General features: G+C 69.2%; 22 protein-coding genes and 1 pseudogene. 3 read left to right on the top strand and 20 right to left on the bottom strand.

Annotated elements, in window-relative coordinates; translation table 11 throughout:
• Window positions 1–24: 24 nt before the first annotated feature.
• The 12 genes from C463_RS01245 to purE all read right to left on the bottom strand — a co-directional run bounded on the left by C463_RS01245 (window position 25) and on the right by purE (window position 11,228).
• On the bottom strand, window positions 25–1,527 hold the full coding sequence (locus C463_RS01245) for an NADH-quinone oxidoreductase subunit N (RefSeq protein WP_008440362.1): 1,503 nt from the start codon (window positions 1,525–1,527) through the stop codon (window positions 25–27).
• A complete protein-coding gene (locus tag C463_RS01240; protein WP_008440361.1) occupies window positions 1,520–3,034 on the bottom strand; it encodes a complex I subunit 4 family protein in 1,515 nt (504 codons plus the stop codon). The genes C463_RS01245 and C463_RS01240 overlap by 8 nt, the downstream gene beginning before the upstream one ends.
• 14 nt (window positions 3,035–3,048) lie before the next feature.
• Window positions 3,049–5,097, bottom strand: coding sequence for an NADH-quinone oxidoreductase subunit L (gene nuoL / locus C463_RS01235; protein WP_008440360.1), 2,049 nt, complete (start codon window positions 5,095–5,097; stop codon window positions 3,049–3,051).
• Between the two features lies 1 nt (window position 5,098).
• On the bottom strand, window positions 5,099–5,419 hold the full coding sequence (nuoK, locus tag C463_RS01230) for an NADH-quinone oxidoreductase subunit NuoK (protein ID WP_008440359.1): 321 nt from the start codon (window positions 5,417–5,419) through the stop codon (window positions 5,099–5,101).
• Window positions 5,416–5,775, bottom strand: coding sequence for an NADH-quinone oxidoreductase subunit J (locus tag C463_RS01225; protein WP_008440358.1), 360 nt, complete (start codon window positions 5,773–5,775; stop codon window positions 5,416–5,418). The genes nuoK and C463_RS01225 overlap by 4 nt, the downstream gene beginning before the upstream one ends.
• Window positions 5,772–6,038, bottom strand: a complete 267-nt coding sequence (locus tag C463_RS01220) for an NADH-quinone oxidoreductase subunit J (RefSeq protein WP_008440357.1) — start codon at window positions 6,036–6,038, stop codon at window positions 5,772–5,774. Before C463_RS01220 ends, C463_RS01225 begins: the two co-directional genes overlap by 4 nt.
• A 49-nt stretch (window positions 6,039–6,087) precedes the next feature.
• Window positions 6,088–6,549, bottom strand: coding sequence for a NuoI/complex I 23 kDa subunit family protein (locus tag C463_RS01215; RefSeq protein WP_006113010.1), 462 nt, complete (start codon window positions 6,547–6,549; stop codon window positions 6,088–6,090).
• A 1-nt stretch (window position 6,550) separates the two neighbouring features.
• A complete protein-coding gene (locus C463_RS01210; RefSeq protein WP_008440356.1) occupies window positions 6,551–7,624 on the bottom strand; it encodes a complex I subunit 1/NuoH family protein in 1,074 nt (357 codons plus the stop codon).
• Window positions 7,624–9,288, bottom strand: a complete 1,665-nt coding sequence (locus C463_RS01205; RefSeq protein ID WP_008440355.1) for an NADH-quinone oxidoreductase subunit D — start codon at window positions 9,286–9,288, stop codon at window positions 7,624–7,626. Before C463_RS01205 ends, C463_RS01210 begins: the two co-directional genes overlap by 1 nt.
• On the bottom strand, window positions 9,285–9,983 hold the full coding sequence (locus C463_RS01200; protein ID WP_008440353.1) for an NADH-quinone oxidoreductase subunit B: 699 nt from the start codon (window positions 9,981–9,983) through the stop codon (window positions 9,285–9,287). Before C463_RS01200 ends, C463_RS01205 begins: the two co-directional genes overlap by 4 nt.
• Window positions 9,983–10,399, bottom strand: coding sequence for an NADH-quinone oxidoreductase subunit A (locus C463_RS01195; protein ID WP_008440346.1), 417 nt, complete (start codon window positions 10,397–10,399; stop codon window positions 9,983–9,985). Before C463_RS01195 ends, C463_RS01200 begins: the two co-directional genes overlap by 1 nt.
• A 220-nt stretch (window positions 10,400–10,619) precedes the next feature.
• Window positions 10,620–11,228 (bottom strand): 5-(carboxyamino)imidazole ribonucleotide mutase, encoded by a 609-nt coding sequence (gene purE / locus C463_RS01190; RefSeq protein WP_008440344.1) that lies wholly within the window; start codon window positions 11,226–11,228, stop codon window positions 10,620–10,622.
• A 120-nt stretch (window positions 11,229–11,348) separates the two neighbouring features.
• On the opposite strand from purE, the pseudogene C463_RS19525 reads away from it, so the two are divergent.
• Both C463_RS19525 and C463_RS01185 read left to right on the top strand, forming a co-directional pair.
• Window positions 11,349–11,615, top strand: a pseudogene (locus C463_RS19525) (type II toxin-antitoxin system HicB family antitoxin); the annotation flags it as partial.
• A 4-nt stretch (window positions 11,616–11,619) separates the two neighbouring features.
• Window positions 11,620–11,871, top strand: coding sequence for a type II toxin-antitoxin system HicA family toxin (locus C463_RS01185; RefSeq protein ID WP_049905374.1), 252 nt, complete (start codon window positions 11,620–11,622; stop codon window positions 11,869–11,871).
• Window positions 11,872–11,884: 13 nt separating this feature from the next.
• On the opposite strand, the gene C463_RS01180 is transcribed toward C463_RS01185, so the two are convergent.
• The 4 genes from C463_RS01180 to C463_RS01165 form a co-directional block, all read right to left on the bottom strand.
• On the bottom strand, window positions 11,885–13,066 hold the full coding sequence (locus C463_RS01180) for a 5-(carboxyamino)imidazole ribonucleotide synthase (RefSeq protein ID WP_008440342.1): 1,182 nt from the start codon (window positions 13,064–13,066) through the stop codon (window positions 11,885–11,887).
• A 93-nt stretch (window positions 13,067–13,159) separates the two neighbouring features.
• Complete coding sequence (locus C463_RS01175; protein ID WP_008440341.1) at window positions 13,160–13,894, bottom strand: hypothetical protein; 735 nt, start codon at window positions 13,892–13,894, stop codon at window positions 13,160–13,162.
• Between the two features lie 78 nt (window positions 13,895–13,972).
• Window positions 13,973–15,151 carry a cell division protein FtsZ gene (locus C463_RS01170; RefSeq protein ID WP_008440340.1) on the bottom strand — a complete coding sequence of 393 codons (1,179 nt, stop codon included), beginning with the start codon at window positions 15,149–15,151 and terminating at the stop codon, window positions 13,973–13,975.
• Between the two features lie 80 nt (window positions 15,152–15,231).
• On the bottom strand, window positions 15,232–16,335 hold the full coding sequence (locus C463_RS01165; RefSeq protein WP_008440339.1) for an AI-2E family transporter: 1,104 nt from the start codon (window positions 16,333–16,335) through the stop codon (window positions 15,232–15,234).
• Window positions 16,336–16,453: 118 nt separating this feature from the next.
• On the opposite strand from C463_RS01165, the gene C463_RS01160 reads away from it, so the two are divergent.
• Entirely contained in the window at window positions 16,454–16,951 is a 498-nt protein-coding gene (locus tag C463_RS01160; RefSeq protein WP_008440338.1) for a LabA-like NYN domain-containing protein, read from the top strand.
• Here the strand turns inward: C463_RS01160 and C463_RS01155 are convergent.
• The 4 genes from C463_RS01155 to C463_RS01140 are packed head-to-tail and all read right to left on the bottom strand — an operon-like array spanning window position 16,948 to window position 21,396.
• Window positions 16,948–18,228 (bottom strand): M20/M25/M40 family metallo-hydrolase, encoded by a 1,281-nt coding sequence (locus C463_RS01155; RefSeq protein WP_008440336.1) that lies wholly within the window; start codon window positions 18,226–18,228, stop codon window positions 16,948–16,950. The two genes, C463_RS01160 and C463_RS01155, sit on opposite strands and share 4 nt — an antisense overlap.
• Window positions 18,225–19,175, bottom strand: coding sequence for a diaminopimelate epimerase (dapF, locus tag C463_RS01150; RefSeq protein ID WP_008440334.1), 951 nt, complete (start codon window positions 19,173–19,175; stop codon window positions 18,225–18,227). Before dapF ends, C463_RS01155 begins: the two co-directional genes overlap by 4 nt.
• Entirely contained in the window at window positions 19,172–20,560 is a 1,389-nt protein-coding gene (gene lysA / locus C463_RS01145) for a diaminopimelate decarboxylase (protein ID WP_008440333.1), read from the bottom strand. The genes dapF and lysA overlap by 4 nt, the downstream gene beginning before the upstream one ends.
• Window positions 20,557–21,396, bottom strand: a complete 840-nt coding sequence (locus tag C463_RS01140) for a 2,3,4,5-tetrahydropyridine-2,6-dicarboxylate N-succinyltransferase (protein WP_008440331.1) — start codon at window positions 21,394–21,396, stop codon at window positions 20,557–20,559. The genes lysA and C463_RS01140 overlap by 4 nt, the downstream gene beginning before the upstream one ends.
• Window positions 21,397–21,448 lie beyond the last annotated feature (52 nt).

The raw sequence follows: 21,448 nt of genomic DNA, 5'->3' as shown, positions 1-21,448 counted from the left end.
GCGGCCGAGAGTCGGCCGCGGCGGTCAGAACAGCGCGGACGCCGCCGCCTCGGCCGTCTCGATGACGGGGCCGAAGCCGGGCAGCAGCAGCACGGTCGCGACCGCCGCGAAGACGACCGCGGCGTACAGCGCCGTCGGCCGCACGTCGATTGCGTCGAGCGCGCTCGACGACTCGGGGTCGTCGAGCCACAGCGCCTTCACGACCCGGCTGTAATAGTACAGCGACACGACGCTGTTTATCGCGCCGAGGCCGGCGAGCCAGACGAAGCCGTTGTCGATGGCCGCCTGAAACAGGAAGTACTTCGAGAAGAACCCGGCGAACGGCGGGAGCCCGGCGAGCGAGAACATGAACACGGCCATCGCCGTCGAGGCGACGGGCGCGCGCCGCGCGAGCCCGGCGTAGTCCTCGAAGGTCCGACCGACGCCCCACCGCTCCGCCATCGCGACGAAGAGGAACGCGCCGGTGTTCATGAACCCGTAGACGAGCAGGTGCGCCATCGCGGCGCCCATGACGGTGCCGTTGGCGGGCCCGTCGACCGTGAGCGCGGCGACGCCGATGAGCGCGTACCCGGCGTGGCCGATAGAGGAGTACGCGAGCATGCGCTTGACCTCCTCTTGGACCGCGGCCGCGAAGTTACCGAGCGTCATCGTGACGGCCGCGAGGATCGCGAACGCGAGCATCCAGTTGACGTTCGCCGAGACCGCCATCTCCACCGGGAACGCCTCGGTGAACACGCGGAACGCGACGACGAACCCGGCGGCCTTCGAGGCCGACGAGAGGAACGCGCTCACCGGCGCGGGCGCGCCCTCGTACGCCTCCGGCGCCCAGAAGTGGAACGGGACGGAGGCGGTCTTGAACGCCACGCCGCCGATCATCATCACGACGCCGACGCCGAGGACACCGGTGACGCCCTCGACCGACGCCGACGCGATGTCGGCGAGGATGAGCGACCCCGTCGCGGCGTACACGAGCGAGATGCCGAACAGGAAGATGGCCGACGAGAGCGCGCCGACGAGGAAGTACTTCAGCCCCGCCTCGACGCTCCCGCGGTTCTGCTTGAGGTACGCGACGAGCACGTACGACGGCAGCGACACCATCTCCAAGGCGACGAACACGACCGCGAGCGAGTTCGCGACCGCGAGCAGCGCCATCCCGGTCGCGGCGAACGTCACCAGCGAGTAGAACGCCGCCGGGTTGGCGTGGTCGTGGAAGTAGTCGTGCGCGGCGACGAGCACCAGCGCCGTCACCGACGCGAAGATGGCGGTGAAGAACAGCGCCATGGTATCGACCTTGACCGCGTCGGCGAACAGCAGCACCGCGCCGCCGTCCGGGCTCACGCCGCCGCTCGCGGTGAGCCAGACGGCGGCCGCCAGCGCGGCGAGCGAGCCGAACGCGCCGACGACCGCCATCGACGTGTTCGACCGCGCGTCCGGACGGATCGTGTCGACCAGCAGCAGCGCGAGGCCGGTGGCGGCCAGCAGTAGCACCGGCAGCAGCGCCGTCACGGCGGGTAGTCCGTTAACCATTGATCGTCACCCCCTCGACGACCGGCAGGGCAGCGTCACGGATCATCTCGAAGAAGATGTCGGGTGCGACGCCCAGCACGATGATCGCCACGAGCAGCACCGCGAGCGGGGCGACGTCGTGGAACGCCGCGGGGCCGACCTCGTAGTCGGTCTCCAGTTCGAACGGCCCGAACAGCGTGCTCTGCATCGCCGACAGCAGGTAGCCGGCGACGATGACGATACCGAACATCGCGAGCGCCGTGAACACCGGCGCGTACGGGAGCGCCGGCGCGGACAGCGAGCCGACGAAGATGAAGAACTCGCCGGCGAAGCCGGCCATCAGCGGCAGCCCCATGTAGCCGAAGGCGCCGGCGATGAGGATACCGACGGTGACCGGCATCCGGTCGGCCATCCCGGCCATGTCGCCGACCATCCGGGTGTGGGTGGTGTTGTAGATGACGCCGACCGCCATGAACATCAGCCCAGAGATGAGTCCGTGCGCGACCATCTGGAACGTCGCGCCGCCGACTCCGTACTCGGTGAAGACGATGAGTCCGAGGATGACGTACCCCATCGACGAGACGGAGGAGTAGGCGACGATCCGCTTGAGGTCCTTCTGTGCCAGCGCCAACATCGCACCGTAGATGACGCTGATCACGGCTATCGCCGCGATCGGGACCGCGAGCATCGACGCCTGTTCGGGCAGCATCGTGAAGTTGAATCGGAGCAGCGCGTACGTCCCCATCTTCAGGAGGACGCCGGCCAGAAGCACCGACGCGGGCGTCGGCGCCTGAACGTGGGCGTCCGGGAGCCACGTGTGGAACGGAACGATCGGGACCTTCACCGCGAATCCGAGGAACATCGCGAGGAACGCGACCATCGCGATCCGGTCTGGCGCGATGCCGAACCACGCACTCAGATCGCCCGCCGCGATTGCCTGCGCGATCTCGGGCAGCGCGAACGATGACACCGAGTCGCCGAGCGCGAACACGAGGCTCATGAAGCCGATGAACATCAGCAGCGACGCCGCGTTCGTGTAGACGAAGAACTTGATCGCGGCGTACTTGCGGCGCGGCCCGCCCCAGATCCCGATGAGGAAGTACATCGGGACCAGCACGGCCTCCCAGAAGATGAACCAGAGGAAGAAGTCGAGCGCGGCGAACACGCCCAGCAGGTTCGCCTCCATGAACAGCATGAGGCCGTAGAACTGGCTCTGTCGGGTGTCGACGGGCGTCCACGCGCTGAGTATCGCCAGCGGCACGAGGAACGTCGTGAGCACGAACAGCGGGAGGCTGATCCCGTCGAGCCCGACGAACCACGAGACGCTGCGACCGCCCACTTCGAGCCACTCTATCTGCGTCGCGTACGCGATATCGCCGCCGAGCAGCGCGTTGCCGCCGGCCTCGAAGCCGGACCACAGGTAGAGGCTGCCGACGAACGGGATCAAGCTGATCGCGAACGCCAACCGCCCGGCCCACTCGTCGGGCGCGAGGAACACCGTCAGCGCGCCGGCGAAGGCGGCCGCCATGAGCGCTTCGAGTATCACAGGAACCACCCCCCGGTCGCGCCGAGCACGAGCAACAGCGCGACCAGCCCGAAGGTGAGCAGCGCGGCGTACTGCGAGACGACCCCCGACTGGAGCTTCCGGATCCGGCCGCCGCCGGTCAGGCTCACCGACGAGACGCCGTTCACGACGCCGTCGATGATCCCTTGGTCGAAGGTGTCCGCGCCGCCAGCGACGTCTTCCGTCCGATACGCGAGCCAGACCTGCAGTTCGTCGAGGTAGTAGTTGTTGTACAACACGTCTTTGACCCCGCCGAGTTTGGCGGTGTGTTCCGTCGGCGACGCCACGTTGTAGAGCCGCCAGGCGAGTCCGAGTCCGAGCAGCGCGAGGCCGAGCGAGACGACCGCGCCGACGAGGACGGTTCCGACCTCACCGCCGACGAGATACGCGCTGCTGTACGGGCCGATGTCGGCGTAGTGGTGCGAGGAGAGTCCCTCGATACCGCCCCAGTGGTTGTCGAGCCACAGGTGGAGCAGGTCGATCCCTTCGAGGCCGAGCACCTTCTGGACCGGCACCATGTTGATGAACCCGGTGACGACCGCGAGCGAGCCGAGGACCGTCAGCGGCCCCTTCACGTTCCAGCCGACGGATTTGGGGTCGCGTGCGGTGTCGCTGCGGGGCTCGCCGTGGAACGTCAGGAACACCATCCGGAAGGTGTAGAAGGCGGTGACCGGCACCGCGAGCAGCCCCATCACGTAGCCGCCGAGCAGCAGCGGGTCGTCGAGGCCGTGGACGAGCGCCTCGTAGAGGATTTCGTCTTTCGACCAGAAGCCGGCGAACGGGAAGATACCCGCGAGCGCTAGCGACCCGGCGAGGAAGGTGTAGTAGGTGACGGGCATCCTCGACTTCAGCCCGCCCATGTCCCACATGTCCTCGTTGTGGTGCATCGCGATGATGACCGACCCGGCGCCGAGGAACAGGAGCGCTTTGAAGAACGCGTGAGTGGTCAGGTGGAAGACCGCGGCCACGTACCCGCCCGCGCCGAGCGCGAGCATCATGTAGCCGTACTGCGAGATGGTGGAGTACGCGAGCACCTGCTTCAGTTCGTCTTTCACCACGCCCATCGTCGCCGCGAACAGGGCGGTGAAGCCGCCGACGAAGGCGATGACCGCCATCGTCGTCGGCGTCAGCACGTAGAACCCGTACATCCGCGCGACGAGGTAGACGCCGGCCGCGACCATCGTCGCGGCGTGGATCAGCGCGGAGACGGGCGTCGGACCCTCCATCGCGTCGGGGAGCCACGTGTGAAGCGGGAACTGCGCGGACTTCCCGACGACGCCGCCCAAGACGAGCAGGCCGACGACGGTCAGCCACGTCCCGAGTTCGACGCCGCCGGGCGTCCACGCGACCGAGCCGGAGCCGTTGAGCGCCGCGTCGGCGAGCGCCGGGAACGACTCCGGCCCGGCGAACTGCGCCGTGCCGAAGGTGGCGAACACCGCGACGACGCCGACGAGAAAGAAGTAATCGCCGAAGCGAGTGACGAGGAACGCCTTCTTCGCGGCCGACGGCGGGCCCGGCTCCCGGAAGTTGAAGCCGATGAGCAGGTACGAGCAGAGCCCGACCAGCTCGAAGAACATGAACGCCATCAGCAGGTTGTCGGCGACGACGAACCCGAGCATCGACGCCGTGAAGAGGCCGAGACCGGCGTAGTAGCGCGGCAGCCCCGTCTCGTCCTCGTCGTTCATGTAGCCGAGCGAGAACACGTGGACGAGAAGCGCCACGAGCGTCACGATGACGAGCATGAGCGCTGACAGCGGGTCGATCAGGACGCCGAAGGAGAGTTCGATATCCGTCGGGCCGATGCCCGCGCCGCCCTCGCTCGCCCAGTAGTACAGCGTCTCGTTGTACGCCTGTCCGCCCGCGACGGTCGCGGCGACCCAGATCGACAGCAGGAACGAGCCGGCCGTCGCCGCGACGCCGCCGAAGGCGCCCCCCTTCGGGAGGTACCTACCCGCGCCGAGCGCGACTAGGAACGAGAAGAACGGGAGGAGCACGATCGCCGGAACGTATGCGAATGCGTCCACCATCTTACCACCTCATCTCCGCGGGAACAGTCACGTCTGTCGTGCCGAAGTTGCGGTATAACACGAGTATGATGCCGATGCCGATGGCGACCTCGGCGGCGGCGAGCGCGATGACGAACAGCGCGAACACCTGCCCCGTGAGGTCGCCGTAGTACAGCGCGAACGCGACGAAGTTGATGTTGGCCGCGTTCATCATGAGCTCGACGCTCATGAGGAAGTACAGCGCGCTCCGCCGCGTCAACACGCCGAACAGCCCGATACAGAACACGGCCGACGCCAAGAGGAGGTACCACGACGGCGGGATCGAGGCGGCGACGGCGCTCACTGGCGGTCACCTCCGTCGCGTCCGCCGTCGGTCATCGCCTGCCCGAGCGCGGAGACGATGGAGTCGTCCCCCTCGCGTTTCGCCAAGTAGACGGCGCCGTCGACCGCGACGTCGAGCGCGACCGCGGCGATCAGGAACGCCGCGAGGAACCCTTCGGACGGCACCGTGCCGAGTTCGTACTCGGCGAGGTTGAAGAGGGCGTACCCGATGTTGTGGACGACCGAGGCGTCCGCCGGGAAGCCCACCTCCCCGAAGCCGAACGTCGCTCCGCTGACCGTCGCGGCCAACACCGCGAACAGCCCGCCCACGGCGATCGCGGGCGCGATCCGAGATCCGCGGCTCTCGTCGTTGCTCACGCGCTACTCACCTCCGTTTCTGTATCCGATCGCGTGAGCATCACGGCGAACGTGACCAGGATGAGGACCCCGCCAACGTAGACGAGGATCTGCATGGCGGCAATGAACTCCGCCCGCAGCATCACGTAGTGCACCGCGACGCTCGTGAGGGCTCCGCCCAGAAGCAGAGCGGCGTGGAACACGTCGCGCGCCAGGACGACCCCGAGGGCGAACGCCAGCGTGACCGCGGCGAACAGCCCGAACGCGATGGTAGCATAAACCATTGTGTTTGTCTCCTATGAGAACCCCTTTGAAGATTTCGAGACGCGCCCGCTACTGGTAGTCGACCTCGCCGTCGCCCTCCCCGATCCACGCGCCGCGATCGGGGTTGCGGGACTCCAGCGGGTCGATCCCTTTGTACCACGGGACGTTCTTGAGCTGTTCTTTGTTGAACACGAAGTCGTCCTTCGTGTCGGCGGTGAACTCGAAGTTCTGCGTCAGCAGGATGGCGTCGACGGGGCAGACCTCCTCGCAGAGCCGGCAGTAGATGCACTGCCCGATGTGGAGGTTGTACTGCTCCCCGTTGCGCTGGTCGTCCTGAACGATCTGGATCGTGTCGTTCGGACAGACGTTCTCGCACTGCCGACACCAGATACACCGCTCTTGGCTGAACTTGTGGACTCCGCGGAACCGCGGGCTCACCTCGGGCGCGTCCTCCGGGTATTCCACCGTGAACGTCGTCCCGTCCAGCGCGTGTTTCATCGTCGTCGCCATGGATTTCATGAGTCCGATCATATCAGGCAATCACCCCCACGATTACGGCCGTGAGCACCAGGTTCGCGAACGACAGCACCAGCATTCCCTTCCAGCCGATCTCGATCAGCTGGTCGATCCGGACGCGCGGCAGCGCCGCGCGGGCCCACTGCGTGAACAGGAAGAAGCCCCAGATCTTCACCACGAACCAGATGAAGCTGATACTCTCCGGGCCGGGACCGGAGGCCCCGCCGAGGAACGTCACGGCGAGGATCGCCCCGCCGAGGAAGATGTGGACGAACTCGCCGAGGTAGAAGAGGACGAAGTACGCCGAGGAGTACTCCGTCTGGTACCCCGCGACGATCTCCGTCGGCGCCTCTGGGATGTCGAACGGGTTCCGTCCGATCTCCGCCATGTTCGCCGTGAGGAACAGCACGAACGCGAACGGGTTCACGAGCGCGTACCACGACGGGATCGAGACCCCGGCGATCGTCACGAGCGTCTCCGTCTGCGCGCCGACGACGCCGCTCATCTGGAGCGTGCCGGAGAAGATGACGACCGACATCGCCGTGACGATGAGCGGAATCTCGTATGCGAGGTTCTGCGCGACCGCGCGGAGCCCGCCGAGCAGCGAGTACTTGTTGTTCGACGCGTAGCCGGCCATCACCAGCGAGACGGACGCGATCGACGCGAACGCGAACACCAGCGCGAACCCGACCTCCGGGTCCGCGAGGTGGAGGCTGATCGGACCGAGCTGCCCCATCGGGATGACGGAGAAGCCGAGCAGCGCCGACGCCGGCAGGAGGATCGGCGCGATGTCCCACGAGGGACGGTCGACGCCCTCGGGGATGATGAGCTCCTTCGCGAGGAGCTGGACCGCGGCCGCCGGGATGATGAGCAGTCCGTAGGGACCGATCCGGTCGACCGCGATCCGGTCGGTGAACGCGGCCGTGATCTTCCGTTTCGCCCACGGGCCCGCGACGCCCGTGAACGCGAGGATGATGTTCCCGACGACGAACGCGGCGACGAGCGAGGCCGCGACCTCGCCGATCACGCTGTCGAGTCCGAGCGTGTCGACGATGAACTCGGGGAACAGCTGCGCGGGCGCCGTGCCCATCAGCGGTCCACCTCCCCGAGGACGACGTCGAGGCTACCGAGCGCGGCGATGACGTCGGGGATGTACTCCCCGTTCGCCATCTCCGGCAGCGTCTGGAGGTTCGAGAAGCACGGCGACCGGATCTTGAACCGGGCGGGCTTGTCCGTCCCGTCCGCGCGGATGTAGATGCCGAGTTCGCCCTTGGCGCCCTCGACGGCGCGGTAGATCTCCGTGTCGTCGTCCGGGCGCAGCGTGCGCGGCACGTTCGCCTGGATGTTCCGCTCGTCTTCGGGCCAGTCCTCGAGCAGGTCGACGCACTGCTCGATGATCTTCGCGGACTCCTCGACCTCGCGCATCCGAACGAGCAGGCGACTGAAGTTGTCGCAGCCGTCCTCGGTGACGACGTCCCAGTCGAGTTCGTCGTAGTACCCGTACGGGTCGTCGCGGCGCAGGTCGTAGTCGACGCCTGAGCCGCGGGCGACGGGGCCGGTCGCGCCGTAGTTCTTCGCGACCTCCGGCGGCAGGATGCCGGTGTCGATGGTCCGCATCTGGAACACCTCGTTCGAGGTGATCAGGTTGTGGTACTCCTCGACGGACTCCGGGAGCTGGTCGAGGAAGTCCCGGGTCTTCGAGAAGAACTCCTCCCGGGGTTCGGGGAGGTCCCAGACGACCCCACCGAGCCGGAAGTAGTTGAACATCAGCCGCTGGCCCGTCAGGTCCTCCAAGAGGTTCTGGACGCGCTCGCGGTCGTTGATGGCGTACATGAACGTCGCCGTGAAGTCGCCGTTGATGTCGAGCGCGAACGTCGCGAGCGCGAGCATGTGCGCGGCGATCCGGCACATCTCCGCGCCCATCGTCCGGATGACCTGCGCGTACTCCGGGACCTCGATGTCGGCGAGGTCCTCGGCCGCGCGGGCGTACGCCCACTCGTTGAGCAGGCCCGCCGAGATGTAGTCCCAGCGGTCGGGGTACGGCATGATCTGGTGGCGGTACGTCCCGGACTGCGCCATCTGCTCCTCGCTGCGGTGGAGGTAGCCGATGTCGGGCTCGACGTCGGCGACCTGCTCGCCGTCGAGGACCGTCTTCAGGTGGAGCACGCCGTGGGTCGCCGGGTGGTGCGGCCCGATGTTGAGGAACATCGTGTCGGACTCGGCGTCCTTGTGGTGGTCCTCCAGCGGGTTCGCGTGCTCCGGCAGCGTGGCGATCTGCGGCCGGTCCTTGTCGTAGTCCATCGACAGGGGGTGGCCCTGCCAAGTCTCCGGCAGCAGGATCCGACGCATGTCCGGGTGGTCGTCGTACTCGATCCCGATCAGGTCGTACGCCTCCCGCTCGTGCCAGTCGGCCGTGCGGAAGACGGGCTCGGCCGACTCCGAGACGGGGTTGTCCTTATCGGCGGGCACGACGATGCTGACCTCTTGAGTCGGATCGTCGTACTTCTTCAGGTGGTAGATCGACTCGTAGCGGTTCTCGTACTCCTGTGCGGAGACGACGGAGAGGTGGTCGTACCCCGCCTGCTCCTTCAGGGTCCGGAGCGTCTCCTGAACGGTGTCCGGGCGGATGACGAACGCGGGCGCGTTCAGGTGGTCGTCGCGGTCGACGACGAGGTCGCCGAGCAGCGCCTCCAGCTCGTCGGGGGTGCGCTCGACGCCGCCGTCGTCGACGGTGTCTGGTCGTTCGAGGCTCATGGCGAATCAGCGAAGTTGTACCGCATGACGAGCTCGTCGTCGTCGATCTGGTCGGTCAGCTTGTCGACGAGTTCGTCGCGTTCGAGGTCGGAGAACTCCTCCAGCTCGTACGGCTTGACGGTGACGGGCGCGGCCTCGCCGTTGGCGACGCGCTCCTGAAGCTTCACGACGCCGTACACGAGCGCCTCGGGCCGGGGCGGACAGCCGGGGACGTGGATGTCGATCGGGATCACCTCCTCGGCGCCCTTGATCACGTTGTATCCCTCCTGGAACGGGCCGCCGGAGATGGTGCACGAGCCCATGCCGACGACGAACTTCGGCTCGGGCATCTGGTCGTAGACGCGCTTCATCCGCGGGGCGAACTTCGAGACGATCGTCCCGGGGACGATCATCACGTCGGCCTGTCGCGGCGAGGCGCGGGGGACGCCAGACCCGAAGCGGTCGAGGTCGTGTTTCACCGCGTAGGTGTGCATCATCTCGATGCTACAGCAGGCGATGCCGAACTGCAGCATGAACATCGAGGACCCCCGACACCAGTTCAGGAACTTGTCGAACTTGGTGAGGATGAACGGCGAGGAGCCGAACGCCTCCCGGAGCCGGGAGTTGAACCGGTCCCCCTGCCCGGTTATCCGGGCGTCTCTGGTCTCGGTTACGACCTGCGATTCGTCGGTGATAAACGGTTGATCGCTGCTCATTAGTTGAATTCCTCCGTCGTTTTTCTGCTGGTCGCGCGGGGGCTGCGGGCCCAGCTGATCGCCCCCGACCGCCACGCCCAGACGAGTCCGACCGCGAGGATCCCGACGAACGCCAACATCGGCCACAGCAGGTCGGCCATCGGCACGCCGGCCTGGACGGCCGGACGGTAGATGACCGCCCACGGGAACAGCAACACGGTCTCGATGTCGAACACGACGAACAACAGCGCGACCATGTAGTACTGGATGTTGAACCGGATCCGCGTCCCGCCCGTCGGGGTCTCGCCGGACTCGTAGGTGGTACTTTTACCGGTCTCAGGCACGCTCGGACGGAGCAGCGCCGACACTGTCATCATCGCTATCGGGATGAGCAGGCCGACGACCGCCAAGGCGCCAATCGCTATCCAATCGCTCATATAGGTCTCCGTAACGTGCTGGCGTTTGGACCGCCCCCTCATAAGCGTTGAGTCTTGTGCGTCCGCGTGCGTGCGGGCCGGTCTCGGCCGTTCGCGGTCGAATCACCCGTGAACCTACCGAGAGCTGTCGAACGAGTTCGTCACGGAATGGAAAGTGAGGGACCACCGGACCGCGAAAGGCCGTCGTGTCGAGGTCGCGATCGCCCGGATCGAGGTCCCGCTACCGATCGCGGAACCCGTCGATTCCGAGGTCGTGGAGGTCGACGGAGACGTCCGCCACGCCCGCCTTCTGCTCGTCGTGGAGGTCGACCAGCCGCTCGGCGATCTTGTCGTGTTCGCGCGCGATCACCTGTCCGGCCGACAGCGCCGCGTTGTACGACTTCCCGGCGTCGACGGCGACGATCGGCGCGCCGGTGGGCATCCCGATGACGGAGTCGACCGACTTCTCCTGAACCGGCACGCCGATCACCGGGACCGGATACGCGATAGAGGCGGTCATGTTCGGGAGGTCGGCGGACTTCCCGCCGGCGCCCGCGACGATCACGTCGAGCCCGCGCTCCGTCGCCGTCTCCCCGTACGCGTACATCAGCTCCGGCGTCCGGTGCGCTGAGACGACGTAGCTCTCGTACGTGAACCGCGCGTCCGGCGAGTCGCCGAAGTCGGTCTGCTCCGCGAAGCCGAGGTCGTCGAGCGCCTCGTAGGCGTCCTCCATGACGGGGAGGTCCGAGTCGGACCCCATGATGATCCCCACGTCCGGGGTGGTCGCCGGGTCGGCGTCCGCCGCCGCCTCCGCTTCGATCCGCTCGATCAGGTCGTCGACCGTGGTCATGGACGAGCGTTCGGCGGAGGTCGGTAAGGAAGTGCCGGATGCGGCGACCGATTTCGCTGAACTCGTATTCGTCGCTCCCTGTCCAACCCTTATCAACCGAATCGCCCGAATCCTACGGTAATGGCGAGCTCCACGGACGACGGAGGAGACCACGACGGCGAGATCCGCCTCTGGCGAGACGAGGGGCGGTGGATCGCCCGAGACGTGGGAACTGGCGTCACGACGCAGGGCCAGTCTCGCTCCGACGCGCTAGAGAACCTCGACGAGGCCGTCGCGCTCCACCGTGGAGAGATCGGTCGCGAGCCGACCGAGGAAGAGCTTCGGGAACTCGGGATCGATCCCGAAGAGAACGAAACTGGAGACACGGAGCCGCCGGACGTCCTCAAATATCGTGGCGAGGCGCACCTTCTCCGGACGGGAGGTCGTGAAGGTCCTCGTCAACCGCGGCGGGTTCGAGTGGCGACGGACCGCCGGCGACCACGCGCAGCTCTACTACGAACGCCCGACGGACGAGACGGACAAAAGACACGTCACGGTTCCGCTCCACGACGAACTTCGGGCGGGAACGCTCAGGGGTATCGCGGACGCCGCCGGTGCACACGATTTCGACGACTTCTGCGCTTGGATAGACCGCAACTCCTGAGAGCCGTTCGGGACTACTCTTCCCGGAACGTCAGTCCGTTCCGGAGTTCTCGCGCCTGAGAGACCAGCGCGTCGCGGTCTGCCTCGCCGTCGTTCGGCGAATCCACGCCTCGTTCCGTCACCGTCAGGTGCCCCATCTTCCGGAGCGGGTACACGTCGTCTTTCCCGTACCAGTGGAGGTCGGCGTCGGGGGCGTCGAGGATCGTCTCGACGTTCCGGAGCGTGGCCGGCCGTGTCTCCTCGACATCCCCGAGCAGATTAGCCGTGACCGCGGGCGCGACGAGGTCGGTCGGGCCGAGCGGCCACCCGAGGACGGCGCGGACGTGGTTCTCGAACTGCGAGGTGCGCGCGCCCTCGATCGTCCAGTGGCCGGAGTTGTGCGGGCGCGGCGCGATCTCGTTGACCAGCACCCCCCCGTCGCGGGTCTCGAACAGTTCGATCCCGAAGACGCCGCGGCCGTCGAGGACCTCCAGCACGTCGTGGGCGATCGACTCTGCCTCGGCGACGACCGCGTCGTCGGCGCGGGCGGGACTCACGCTCTCGCGGAGGATCTCCTCGCGGTGGACCGTCTCCGTGACGGGGTAGGTCCGCGTTTCGCCGTCCGCACCCTTCAGCCCCATCACGGCGATCTCGCGCTCGAAGTCGAGGAACTCCTCGGCCATCGCGGCCCCGCCGACCGCGTCGAGGGCGTCGACGGCCTCGTCGGGCGTCTCGACCGGGACGTTCCCGCGGCCGTCGTACCCGCCCTCGCGGGCCTTCAGCATGACGCCGCCGAACTCCTCGACGACGCGTTCGAGCCCCTCGGCGGTCGCGACCGCGACGAACTCCGGGATCGGGATCCCGGCGTCCGCGAGCGCCTCCTTCTGGACCAGCTTGTCCTGGATCGTCTCCAGCGTGGCCGGGTCGGGGTGGACCGGCACGCCGTGTTCCTCGCTCGCGGCCGCGAGGACGTCCGGGTCCGCGAGTTCGATCTCGAAGGTCAGCGCGTCGACGCGGGCCGCGAGTTCGTCTATCGCGTCCGCGTCGTCGAAGTCGCCGACGATCTGGTCGGCCGCGACGGGCGCCGCCGGGCAGTCAGGCGTCGGGTCCAACACGACGAGGTCGACGCCGAGCGGCGCGGCGGCCTCGGCGAGCATCCGGCCCAGCTGTCCGCCGCCGACGACGCCGAGCGTCGGCCCCGGAAGAGTGATCGACATGTGCGAGTCGGTACTGGACAGCGATGAATAAGTATTGCCAAAATGAGACTCAGATACGCACAGATACGGATCTCTCGGTCGGAGACCGCCGGCTCAGACGGCGATCCGTTCGAGATCGCTTTCGAGTTCGTCGACGAACTCGTTGTACGCCTCGACGAACCCGCGGAATCGGTCGGCGTACTCCCGGACGTCGGCCGCGGAAGGGGCGCCGTACTGCGAGAGGAGGTAGAGCCCGCCCGACCCGCCGATCCGGAGGTACGAGACCGCCCCCTCGTCGTACTTCAGCTCCCAGCGGTCGCCCTCGACGCGCGTGGTGAACGTCCCGTAGTCGTCCCCCTCGTACCGGTGGATCTCGCCGGCGATCACCGCGCAGGTGTCGCGGATTTCATCGAGGACGCGGTCGCGCTCGGCCACCACGCCCTCGGTGGTCGCAGGCTCGGGGAACTCCGCGCTCACGCCGTCGAGGACGCCGGACAGCGAGTCGACGTGGTCGTTCCACGCCGCCACGAACGCCGCGTAGTCGTCGAGCGCGGTCGCCAGCGCCGCCGGCTCCGGCGGCTGCTTCGTCGAGACGACGTACGTGTCCGACCCCGATTTCGGCGAGAACAGCAGGAACTCCAGTTCGCCGGCCTCGTGTTTCACCGTCCACTCGCCGCCCGGCGTCGACAGCGTCTCCCGGCCGTAGTCGCCGCCTTGGAGCCGCGCGAGCTGGTAGGCGATCTGCCCGGCGTGGTCCCGCACCGCGGCGACCAGTTCGTCGCGTCGCTCCGCGACGGCCGCGGCGTCGCGCACGTCGAGGTCGATCCCGAGGTCTGCCTGCGTCGTCACGGTCTCAGTGAGCGCGCCACCCGGTTAACCGGTTCGGGTCGGCTGGTGGCGTCCGACCCTCTGCTGCCGGCGGCGCGGTCACTCGATCGTCTCGCGGATCTCGCGGAGCCGGTCCGGCTCGTCGATGCCGGAGCGGACCACGACCGCGGAGACCGCGTCGCCGTCGAGGACCGGGGCGTCGCCGCTCAGGATGGCGTCCGAGCCGGTCTCCTCGGCGAGCCAGCGCCGCCCGTCCGCGATCGCCTCCCGGTTGAGCCACGCGGGCGGGCCGCCGATCACGAGCAGGGTCCGGTCGGCGTGCCCCTCGGAGACCTCGACCGTGTTCTTCCCGCGGGTCGCCTTCCGGATGACCGTCTCGATGGCCGACACCGCGGCGCTCGTGTCGACCTCGGCCGGCTCCGAGGAGCCGAACAGCCCGAGTCCGAACCGCGATCCCGAGTCGGGCGCGTCCACCGCCTGCGTCGCGTGCCCGATCGCCGCGATCTGGCCGTCGCTCCCGACCGCGCGGGCGATGTCGCTCGCGTCGAGCACCTGTTGGGGCGTCGCCGTCCCCTCGGGCGTCTCGCCGGCGCCGAACAGCGCCGCGATTCGCTCGACGGCGACCCGGTTGAGCCGCTCGCGGGCCCCGGCGAGCGTCTCGCTCGGCCGGATCCACGCCCCGTTGTCGAACGGGAAGACCGCCGCGCACTCGTCAGAGAGCGCGTCGAGGGTCCGCGCGGCGTTCCGCTCGGCCAGCGGGCGGTGGGTCGTGGGCGGCGCCGGCTCGTCACCGGGGGACCCCGCGCCGCCCGCGGCCGCGCTCGCCGCGCTCGGCGGCCCGTCATCGTCCGGTTCCACCGTCTCGTCGTGGGCAGGGAGGAACCCGAAGGCGTAGACCGGGGCGTCGTAGAGCCGCGAGAGCTCCGCGGCGAGCGCCGGGGCCGCGCCCGCACCGGCCGCGCCGCCGAGCCCGACGACGATCAGGAACGCCTCCGCGAGGGAGGGCTGCTGGTCGTCCATGGCCCGGCCGAGTTCGCTCGCGTGCGCGTCCCCGAGGCGGCGCCCGGCGTGGAGGTCGCCGCCGAGCCCGTCCCCGCCCGCGGCGTCACTGAACCGGTACCGGCGCTCCTCGCCGAGCGCGTTCAGCGCCCCGAGCGCGTCCATGTCCGTGTCGAAGGCGTGTGCGCCCGCGAGGAACGGGGCGTCGCCGTGTTCGCCGGCGAGGCGGTCGGCGATCCGCCCCCCGGCCCCGCCGAGGCCGATGACGTGTAGTCGCATACGTGGAGCGGTCGTCGACCGGGGATATATGACTTCGGCTCGGCGCCAACGGCGACCGAGCCCCCGGGCCTCGCGACGGCTCAGAACTCGTCGAGGCGGTGCTGCCGCTCCGGGATCTCCGGCTCCGGCTCCGGCTCGACGCCGAGCAGGCGCAACAGCGCGGTGTCCGCGAACGTCAGCGCCACCACGAGGATGATCGGCGCGAGGAACAGCCCGTGGAAGCCGAACACGACCGGCCCGAAGATGTACGCCAGCATGAGCAGCCCGACGTGGGTGGTCTCGCCGCTGAAGTACGGCCGGAGGACGATGTCGGGGATGGTGTCGACGACCACGATCGCGACGGCGAGGAACCCGGCGACGTAGGCGAACAGCGAGAGGTCGCCGTCGAGCGCGATCGGTATCGACATCGCGGCCGCGATCGGGATGTAGACGATCTTCATCCCGATCACGGGGATCAGGCTGGCGACGCCGGTGAGCGCGCCCGCGAGCGTCGGGTACGGGATCTCGACCGCCGCCGGAGCGACCGCGTTGTACCCGAGGTAGGTGACGACGGCGATGATCGAGATGGCGATGACGTTGAGCAGGTTCCCGTACAGCACGGCCTCCAGCTCGTCGTCCGCCGTTTCGAGGTACTCGCGGACGATCGCGTCGTCGTCGAACCGGAGCAGCCAGTCGTGGAACTTCGACCCGTCGATGAGCAGGTAGTACGTGACGATCACGGTGATGAGCAGGTTCAGGGCGAGCCCCGACAGCGTGCTCGCCAACAGCGACGCCTGCTCGGAGACGAGTTCGATGAGAGGGTCGAACTGCCCGGACCGGTACGCCGCGAGCAGCTCGTCCATCGTCGGGTTCGACAGCGCCGCGAGGTCGCCGATCACCGAGTTCTCCGCGCCGATGGTGTCGGCCACCGGATACGTCTCGATGAACCGCCGCGCCTCCAAGACGAGCAGCACCAGCGTGTAGCTCACCAGGCCGATGAGCGGGAGGCCGATGACCGACAGCGACACAACCGCGCGAACCCGGGCCGGCAGCCGGAAGCGTTCGAGCCGGTGGTAGAACCGCCGCGTCGAGTAGTAGAGGAAGACGGCGACGGTGAGCGGGGCGACGAACCGATAGGCCACGTAGCCGGCGATGACCGCGACCGCGAGGCCGAAGAGGGCGACGACGAACCGCTTTTCGTCCATGGGCCACGGTCGCCACCGCCGGACATAAACCATGGTGGTCGTCGCGACCCCGCCGACCCCCGAAATCGCGGCCGCGCGGATCCCAAAGCCCCTAACGGCGGACGGTGAAGGGGGACGCATGAGCGAGATTCACCCGGACCAGCGCGTCGCCGTGCTGGCGGACTCGCAGAACCTGTATCACTCCGCGCAGAGCGTCTACTCGCGGAACATCGACTACTCCGGCCTGCTCGACGAGGCCGTCGCGGACCGGTCGCTCGTCCGCGCCATCGCGTACGTGATCCGCGCCGACTCGCCCGAGGAGGAGAGCTTCTTCGAGGCGCTCCGCGACATCGGCTTCGAGACGAAGATCAAGGAGATCAAGACGTTCGCCGACGGCTCGAAGAAGGCCGACTGGGACCTCGGAATGAGCCTCGACGCCGTCTCCCTCGCGAGCCACGTCGACACCGTCGTCCTCTGTACCGGCGACGGCGACTTCGCCCGGCTCTGCTCGCACCTCCGTCACGAGGGCGTGCGCGTGGAGGCGATGGGGTTCGGTAACTCCGCCGCCGACGAACTGATCGAGGCCGCCGACGACTTCGTCGACCTCGCCGAGCAGAAGGAGACGTTCCTGCTTTAAACTGCGTCGTCGGTCCCCGTCGTTTCCGCTCCGCCGACCAGCGCCGACACCGCGTCTCTGACCGCCGCCGCGGCAGCCTCGACCTCTCGGACGCGGACGTACTCCCGTTCGGCGTGCGCGACGGCGCCCGACTCGTCGGCGAGGTCCCCCGGCCCGAACACGACCGTCGGCGCCGGCGCGAAGTAGGAGGCCTCCGTCGCGGCGCCGAACGGTCGCGCGGACCCGCCGCGCTCGCTCGGAAGGCCGGCCGCGTCGGCCGCCTCGCGCGCCGCCCCCGCGACGATTCGGACGAGTTCGTGGTCCGGGTCGGTCGCGAACGCCTCGAGGAACGGTGACTCGCGGTCGGTGAGCCCGACCGCGGCGTCGACGTCGCCGTGGTCGCCGCCCGCGCCGTCGGCGAGCGACTCCCGCACCGCGGCCGCGAGCGACGACCGGAACTCCTCGGCGGTCTCGGGCGGCACGCTCCGCCGGTCGACGGTGATCGAACAGTCCGCCGGCACTTGGTTCGTCGCCGCGCCCCCCCCGATGACGGTCGGGGTGAGCTTCGGCGGGCCGAGTTGCGGGTGCTCGTCGGCGTCCGCGTCGAAGGTCCGGACCGCGCCGAGCGCGTCCTCCGCGGCCGCGACCGCGTTCGCGCCCGCGAACTCCGCGGCGTGCGCGGCCGTCCCGGAGAGCTCGACGGTCGCCTGAAAGCGTCCCTTCGCGGCGGTACACGCGTCGAGGCCGGTCGGCTCCCCGACGAGGAACAGGTCGCCGTCGAGCCGGTCGTCCGTCCCCGGAAGCCGCCCCGTCAGCGCCGCCGCGCCGAGCGAGAGTTCCTCCTCGTCGGGCGTGAGCGCGAGCGTGATCTGCCCGCGGTCGGGGTCGGCGGCGAGAAAGCCGGCGAGCAGCGCCGCGAGCGGTCCCTTCGCGTCGCAGGCGCCGCGTCCGCGGATCACCTCGCTCGCTCCGTCGGGTCCGTCGGGGGCCTCCGCCGAACCGCCACGCTCGTCCGCCGCCTCGCCCCGCTCGAACGGGACGTGCGGCGTCACCGTGTCGAAGTGCGTGTTCAACACGAGGTGCGGGCCGTCTTCGGGGGCCGGCGAGCGCTTCTCCGCGAGGACGCAGCCGTCCGCGGCGACCGCGGGGTCGGCGCTCCGGTCGTCCAGCAGGTCAACGACGAACTCGCGCATCTCGTCGACCGACTCGTGGGAGGGAATCTGGACCGCGTCTTCGAGGAACGAGACCGGGTCGAAGTCGTCGGGGCGCCCCGGGGCGGCGTCGCTCCCGTCGCTCATCGCGGGTCGGCGGGGAGCGCCCCTGAAAACTCGTGGGCGACGGGACCGGTCAGGGTGGCGTGCCCCGCGTCGGGGACGGTGATATCCAGTTCGCCGCCCGGCGGTCGGCTCACGGCGTCGTCGCCGGAGATTAGGCCGAGCCGGCGCGCGGCCGCGACGACCGCGACCGCGCCGGTGCCGCAGGAGCGCGTCTCGCCCTCGACGCCGCGCTCGAAGGTGCGTTGGTCGAGGACCGCGGGGCCGTCGCCGGACCCGTCGTCGACGACCGCCGCGAGGTTCACGTTCGCGCCCTCGGGGAAGACGTCGGCGTGCCGGACCGGCGGCGCGACCGCGTTGAGGTCGACCGCGTCGATGCCGTCCGGGTCGTCGCGGCCGCCGTCGACGAACGCGACCGCGTGCGGGACGCCGGTGTTGACGGCGGTGACGGGTAGCACCTCGACCGGTTCGTCGATCAGCGGTTCGTCCGCGAGCGCGCCGTCGCTGGCGACCGGGACGCGGCGGGGGTCGAACGTCGGCGCGCCCATCTCGATGGTGGCCGCGGTCCCGTCCGCGGTCACGGTGGCGCGCCGGGTGCCGGCCTGCGTGTCGATCATGAACTCGCGGTCCCCCGTCCGGTCGTGAGCCCACCGTGCGACGACGCGGGCGCCGTTTCCGCACATCGTCGCGGTGGAGCCGTCCGGCTGGACCAGCGTCATCACGACGCGCGTCGGGTCGAACCGCTCCTCGTCGCTGAGGAAGAGGACGCCGTCCGCGCCGCGGCGGTCCGCGGGCGCGCCGCTGTCGTCGGCGTCGGCGCCGAAGTCCCGGCCGTCCACGCCCGTCTCGCGGTCGCAGTGGGCGCGGGCGAACGCCGCGCGGTCGCCGACTATCTCGGCGTCGGCGTCGACGACGAGGAAGTCGTTGCCCGTGCCGTGGTACTTCTCGACCGGGACGGCGTGGGTGCTCATCGGCCACCCTCCGGTCGCTCTTCTCCTCTGCGACCCGCGTCCCGTTCGACCGTCGTCAGGTCCGAGAGGGACTCTCGGCGTCGGACGACCGTCGCGGTTCCGTCGTCGAGCGCGACCTCCGCGGGCCGCGGTCGTGAGTTGTATTGGCTCGCCATCTCGTATCCGTACGCGCCCGCGACGCCGACCGCGAGGAGGTCCCCGCGGTTCGGGTCGGCGAGCGCTCGGTTCCTACCCAGCGTATCGCCGGTCTCACAGATAGGTCCGGCGACCGTGACAGGGGTTGCCGACCGGTCCCCGGGGGCGGGAGCGTCGCTCCCGTCCGCTCCGCGCCCGCCGCCGAGGTTCCGGATCGGGTGGTATGCGTCGTACATCGCGGGACGGAGCAGGTCCGTCATCCCCGCGTCGACGCCGACGACTGTCTCGTCCGGCGTCGGCTTCACGGTGTTCACGCGCGTCAGGAGGACGCCCGCGTCGGCGACGACGTACCGCCCGGGCTCTATCGCGAGGTCGACGCCGTCGGGGAGCGGCGCGACAGCCTCGCGGGTCGCGTCGGCGACGGCCGGCAGGTCCAAGGCCGGGGCGTCCTCCTCGTAGGGGACGCCGAACCCGCCGCCGACGTCGACGTATTCGAGGTCGACCGGAGCGGGCGCGTCGTCCTCGGACGCGCCGTCGCTCGGCGCGGCCAACTCCCGCGCCAGTTCGCCCATCCGCGCGACCAACTCGCGGTGGCTGTCGAGCTGGTCCGGGTCGATGCCGGAGCCGGCGTGGGCGTGGATCCCCACTACGTCGACGCGCTCGGCCGCGTCCCGCGCCGCGGAAGCGGCGCGGTCGTAGGGGATCCCGAACTTCGCGGCGCCGCCGGTGGTGACCTTCTCGTGGTGGCCCGCGCCGACGCCGGGGTTCACGCGGACGCAGACCCGGCCGTCGTAGCCCCGCTCGGTCAGTCGGTCGAGGGTGTCGACCGCGCCGACGGTGACGGTGAGGTCGGGCTCCGCCTCGGCGACGCCGACGACGTAGTCGAGGTCGCGGGCCGGCGGGTTGACGGCGGTGTAGTGGAGCCGCGAGCCGTCGAAGCCGGCCGCGAGCGCGCGGTCCACCTCGCCCGCGGAGGCGCACTCGGCGTCGAGACCGGCGTCGCGGATTGCCTCCAAGACGGCCCGGCCGGTGTGCGCCTTGACGGCGTACCGCACGTCAGCGTCGGGCAACGCGGCGAGCAGGCGCTCGCAGTTCTCGCGGACGCGGTCGAGGTCCTGTACGTAGAGCGGGGTCTCGTGGCCGTCGGCGAGGTCGGTGAGCCGGTCGGCGTCCCAGTCGCTCACGCGGCGGACCGGCGGGTTGTCGTCGGGTTCGGCGGTCGGTTCCGCGGCCGCGTCGCGGTCGCTCATTCGCGGAGCGCGTCCTCCCGCTGCGTCGCTTCGAGGGTGTCCTCCTCCACGTGGGTCGCCACGACGGCGGGCTTGTACGCGCCGCCCTCGAAGAGGTCGTGGTCGCCGACCGACGACTCCACCATCCGCGTGAACGCGCGGCGCTCTGCCGGGAGGTGACCGTAAATGATCTCTTCCTCGACGAGGTCGTAAACGGGGATACGGGGGGTCAAAAGCGTGTTCTCCCCGACGATGCTGTTCTCGCCGACGCGGAACCCGGAGGTGACCCGACACCCGGCGCCGAGCGAGACGCCGTCCTCGACGATGACCGGCGCGTCCTCGACGGGTTCGAGGACGCCGCCGATCAGCGTGTTGGCGCCGAGCTTGACGTTCTCGCCGAGCTGGGCGCAGGAGCCGACGGTGTCACAGGAGTCGACGAGGGTGCCGTCGCCGACGTACGCGCCCATGTTGACGAACGAGGGGCTCATCATGATACAGTCGCTCCCGAGGTACGCGCCGCGGCGGATCGCGGTCCCGTCGGGCGTGTTCCGGGTGCCGCGCTCCGCGAGGTCGTCGGTGTCGCGCAGCGGGAGCACGTCGTGGTAGGTGACGCCGCCGTACTCGCGGGGCTCCGTCTCACGCAGGCCGAAGTTGAGCAGGATCCCTCGCTTTACCCACTCGTTGGCCTCCCACGAGGTCACGTCGTCGCCGGTCTTCTCGGCGGCGCGGACCTCGCCGGACTCCAGCGCGGCGAGGAACTCGTCGACCACGGCGGCGTCCGCGTTACTCGCGTCCGCGGCGCTCAGTCCGTCCTGATAGCGGTTCCAGAGGTCGGCTACGTCGGCTTCGAGGCTCATTGGATAGTGTATGGATGAGTGGCGGTATTTACTCGTCGATATTTCTATTCTT

It is taken from the genome of Halorubrum californiense DSM 19288 (genome assembly GCF_000336875.1).
GTDB classification, from domain to species: Archaea; Halobacteriota; Halobacteria; order Halobacteriales; family Haloferacaceae; genus Halorubrum; species Halorubrum californiense.
Note: the sequence above shows the minus strand (reverse complement) of the source record. Positions and strands in the feature narration are given on the sequence as shown.

Coding starts and splice junctions, on each gene's coding strand:
- C463_RS01245 (WP_008440362.1), bottom strand. CDS start 1,527: ATGGTTAACGGACTACCCGCCGTGACGGCGCTGCTGCCGGTGCTACTG.
- C463_RS01240 (WP_008440361.1), bottom strand. CDS start 3,034: ATGGCGGCCGCCTTCGCCGGCGCGCTGACGGTGTTCCTCGCGCCCGAC.
- nuoL (WP_008440360.1), bottom strand. CDS start 5,097: ATGGTGGACGCATTCGCATACGTTCCGGCGATCGTGCTCCTCCCGTTC.
- C463_RS01220 (WP_008440357.1), bottom strand. CDS start 6,038: ATGGTTTATGCTACCATCGCGTTCGGGCTGTTCGCCGCGGTCACGCTG.
- C463_RS01215 (WP_006113010.1), bottom strand. CDS start 6,549: ATGATCGGACTCATGAAATCCATGGCGACGACGATGAAACACGCGCTG.
- C463_RS01210 (WP_008440356.1), bottom strand. CDS start 7,624: ATGGGCACGGCGCCCGCGCAGCTGTTCCCCGAGTTCATCGTCGACACG.
- C463_RS01205 (WP_008440355.1), bottom strand. CDS start 9,288: ATGAGCCTCGAACGACCAGACACCGTCGACGACGGCGGCGTCGAGCGC.
- C463_RS01200 (WP_008440353.1), bottom strand. CDS start 9,983: ATGAGCAGCGATCAACCGTTTATCACCGACGAATCGCAGGTCGTAACC.
- C463_RS01195 (WP_008440346.1), bottom strand. CDS start 10,399: ATGAGCGATTGGATAGCGATTGGCGCCTTGGCGGTCGTCGGCCTGCTC.
- purE (WP_008440344.1), bottom strand. CDS start 11,228: ATGACCACGGTCGACGACCTGATCGAGCGGATCGAAGCGGAGGCGGCG.
- C463_RS01180 (WP_008440342.1), bottom strand. CDS start 13,066: ATGTCGATCACTCTTCCGGGGCCGACGCTCGGCGTCGTCGGCGGCGGA.
- C463_RS01170 (WP_008440340.1), bottom strand. CDS start 15,151: ATGCGACTACACGTCATCGGCCTCGGCGGGGCCGGGGGGCGGATCGCC.
- C463_RS01165 (WP_008440339.1), bottom strand. CDS start 16,335: ATGGACGAAAAGCGGTTCGTCGTCGCCCTCTTCGGCCTCGCGGTCGCG.
- C463_RS01160 (WP_008440338.1), top strand. CDS start 16,454: ATGAGCGAGATTCACCCGGACCAGCGCGTCGCCGTGCTGGCGGACTCG.
- C463_RS01155 (WP_008440336.1), bottom strand. CDS start 18,228: ATGAGCGACGGGAGCGACGCCGCCCCGGGGCGCCCCGACGACTTCGAC.
- dapF (WP_008440334.1), bottom strand. CDS start 19,175: ATGAGCACCCACGCCGTCCCGGTCGAGAAGTACCACGGCACGGGCAAC.
- lysA (WP_008440333.1), bottom strand. CDS start 20,560: ATGAGCGACCGCGACGCGGCCGCGGAACCGACCGCCGAACCCGACGAC.
- C463_RS01140 (WP_008440331.1), bottom strand. CDS start 21,396: ATGAGCCTCGAAGCCGACGTAGCCGACCTCTGGAACCGCTATCAGGAC.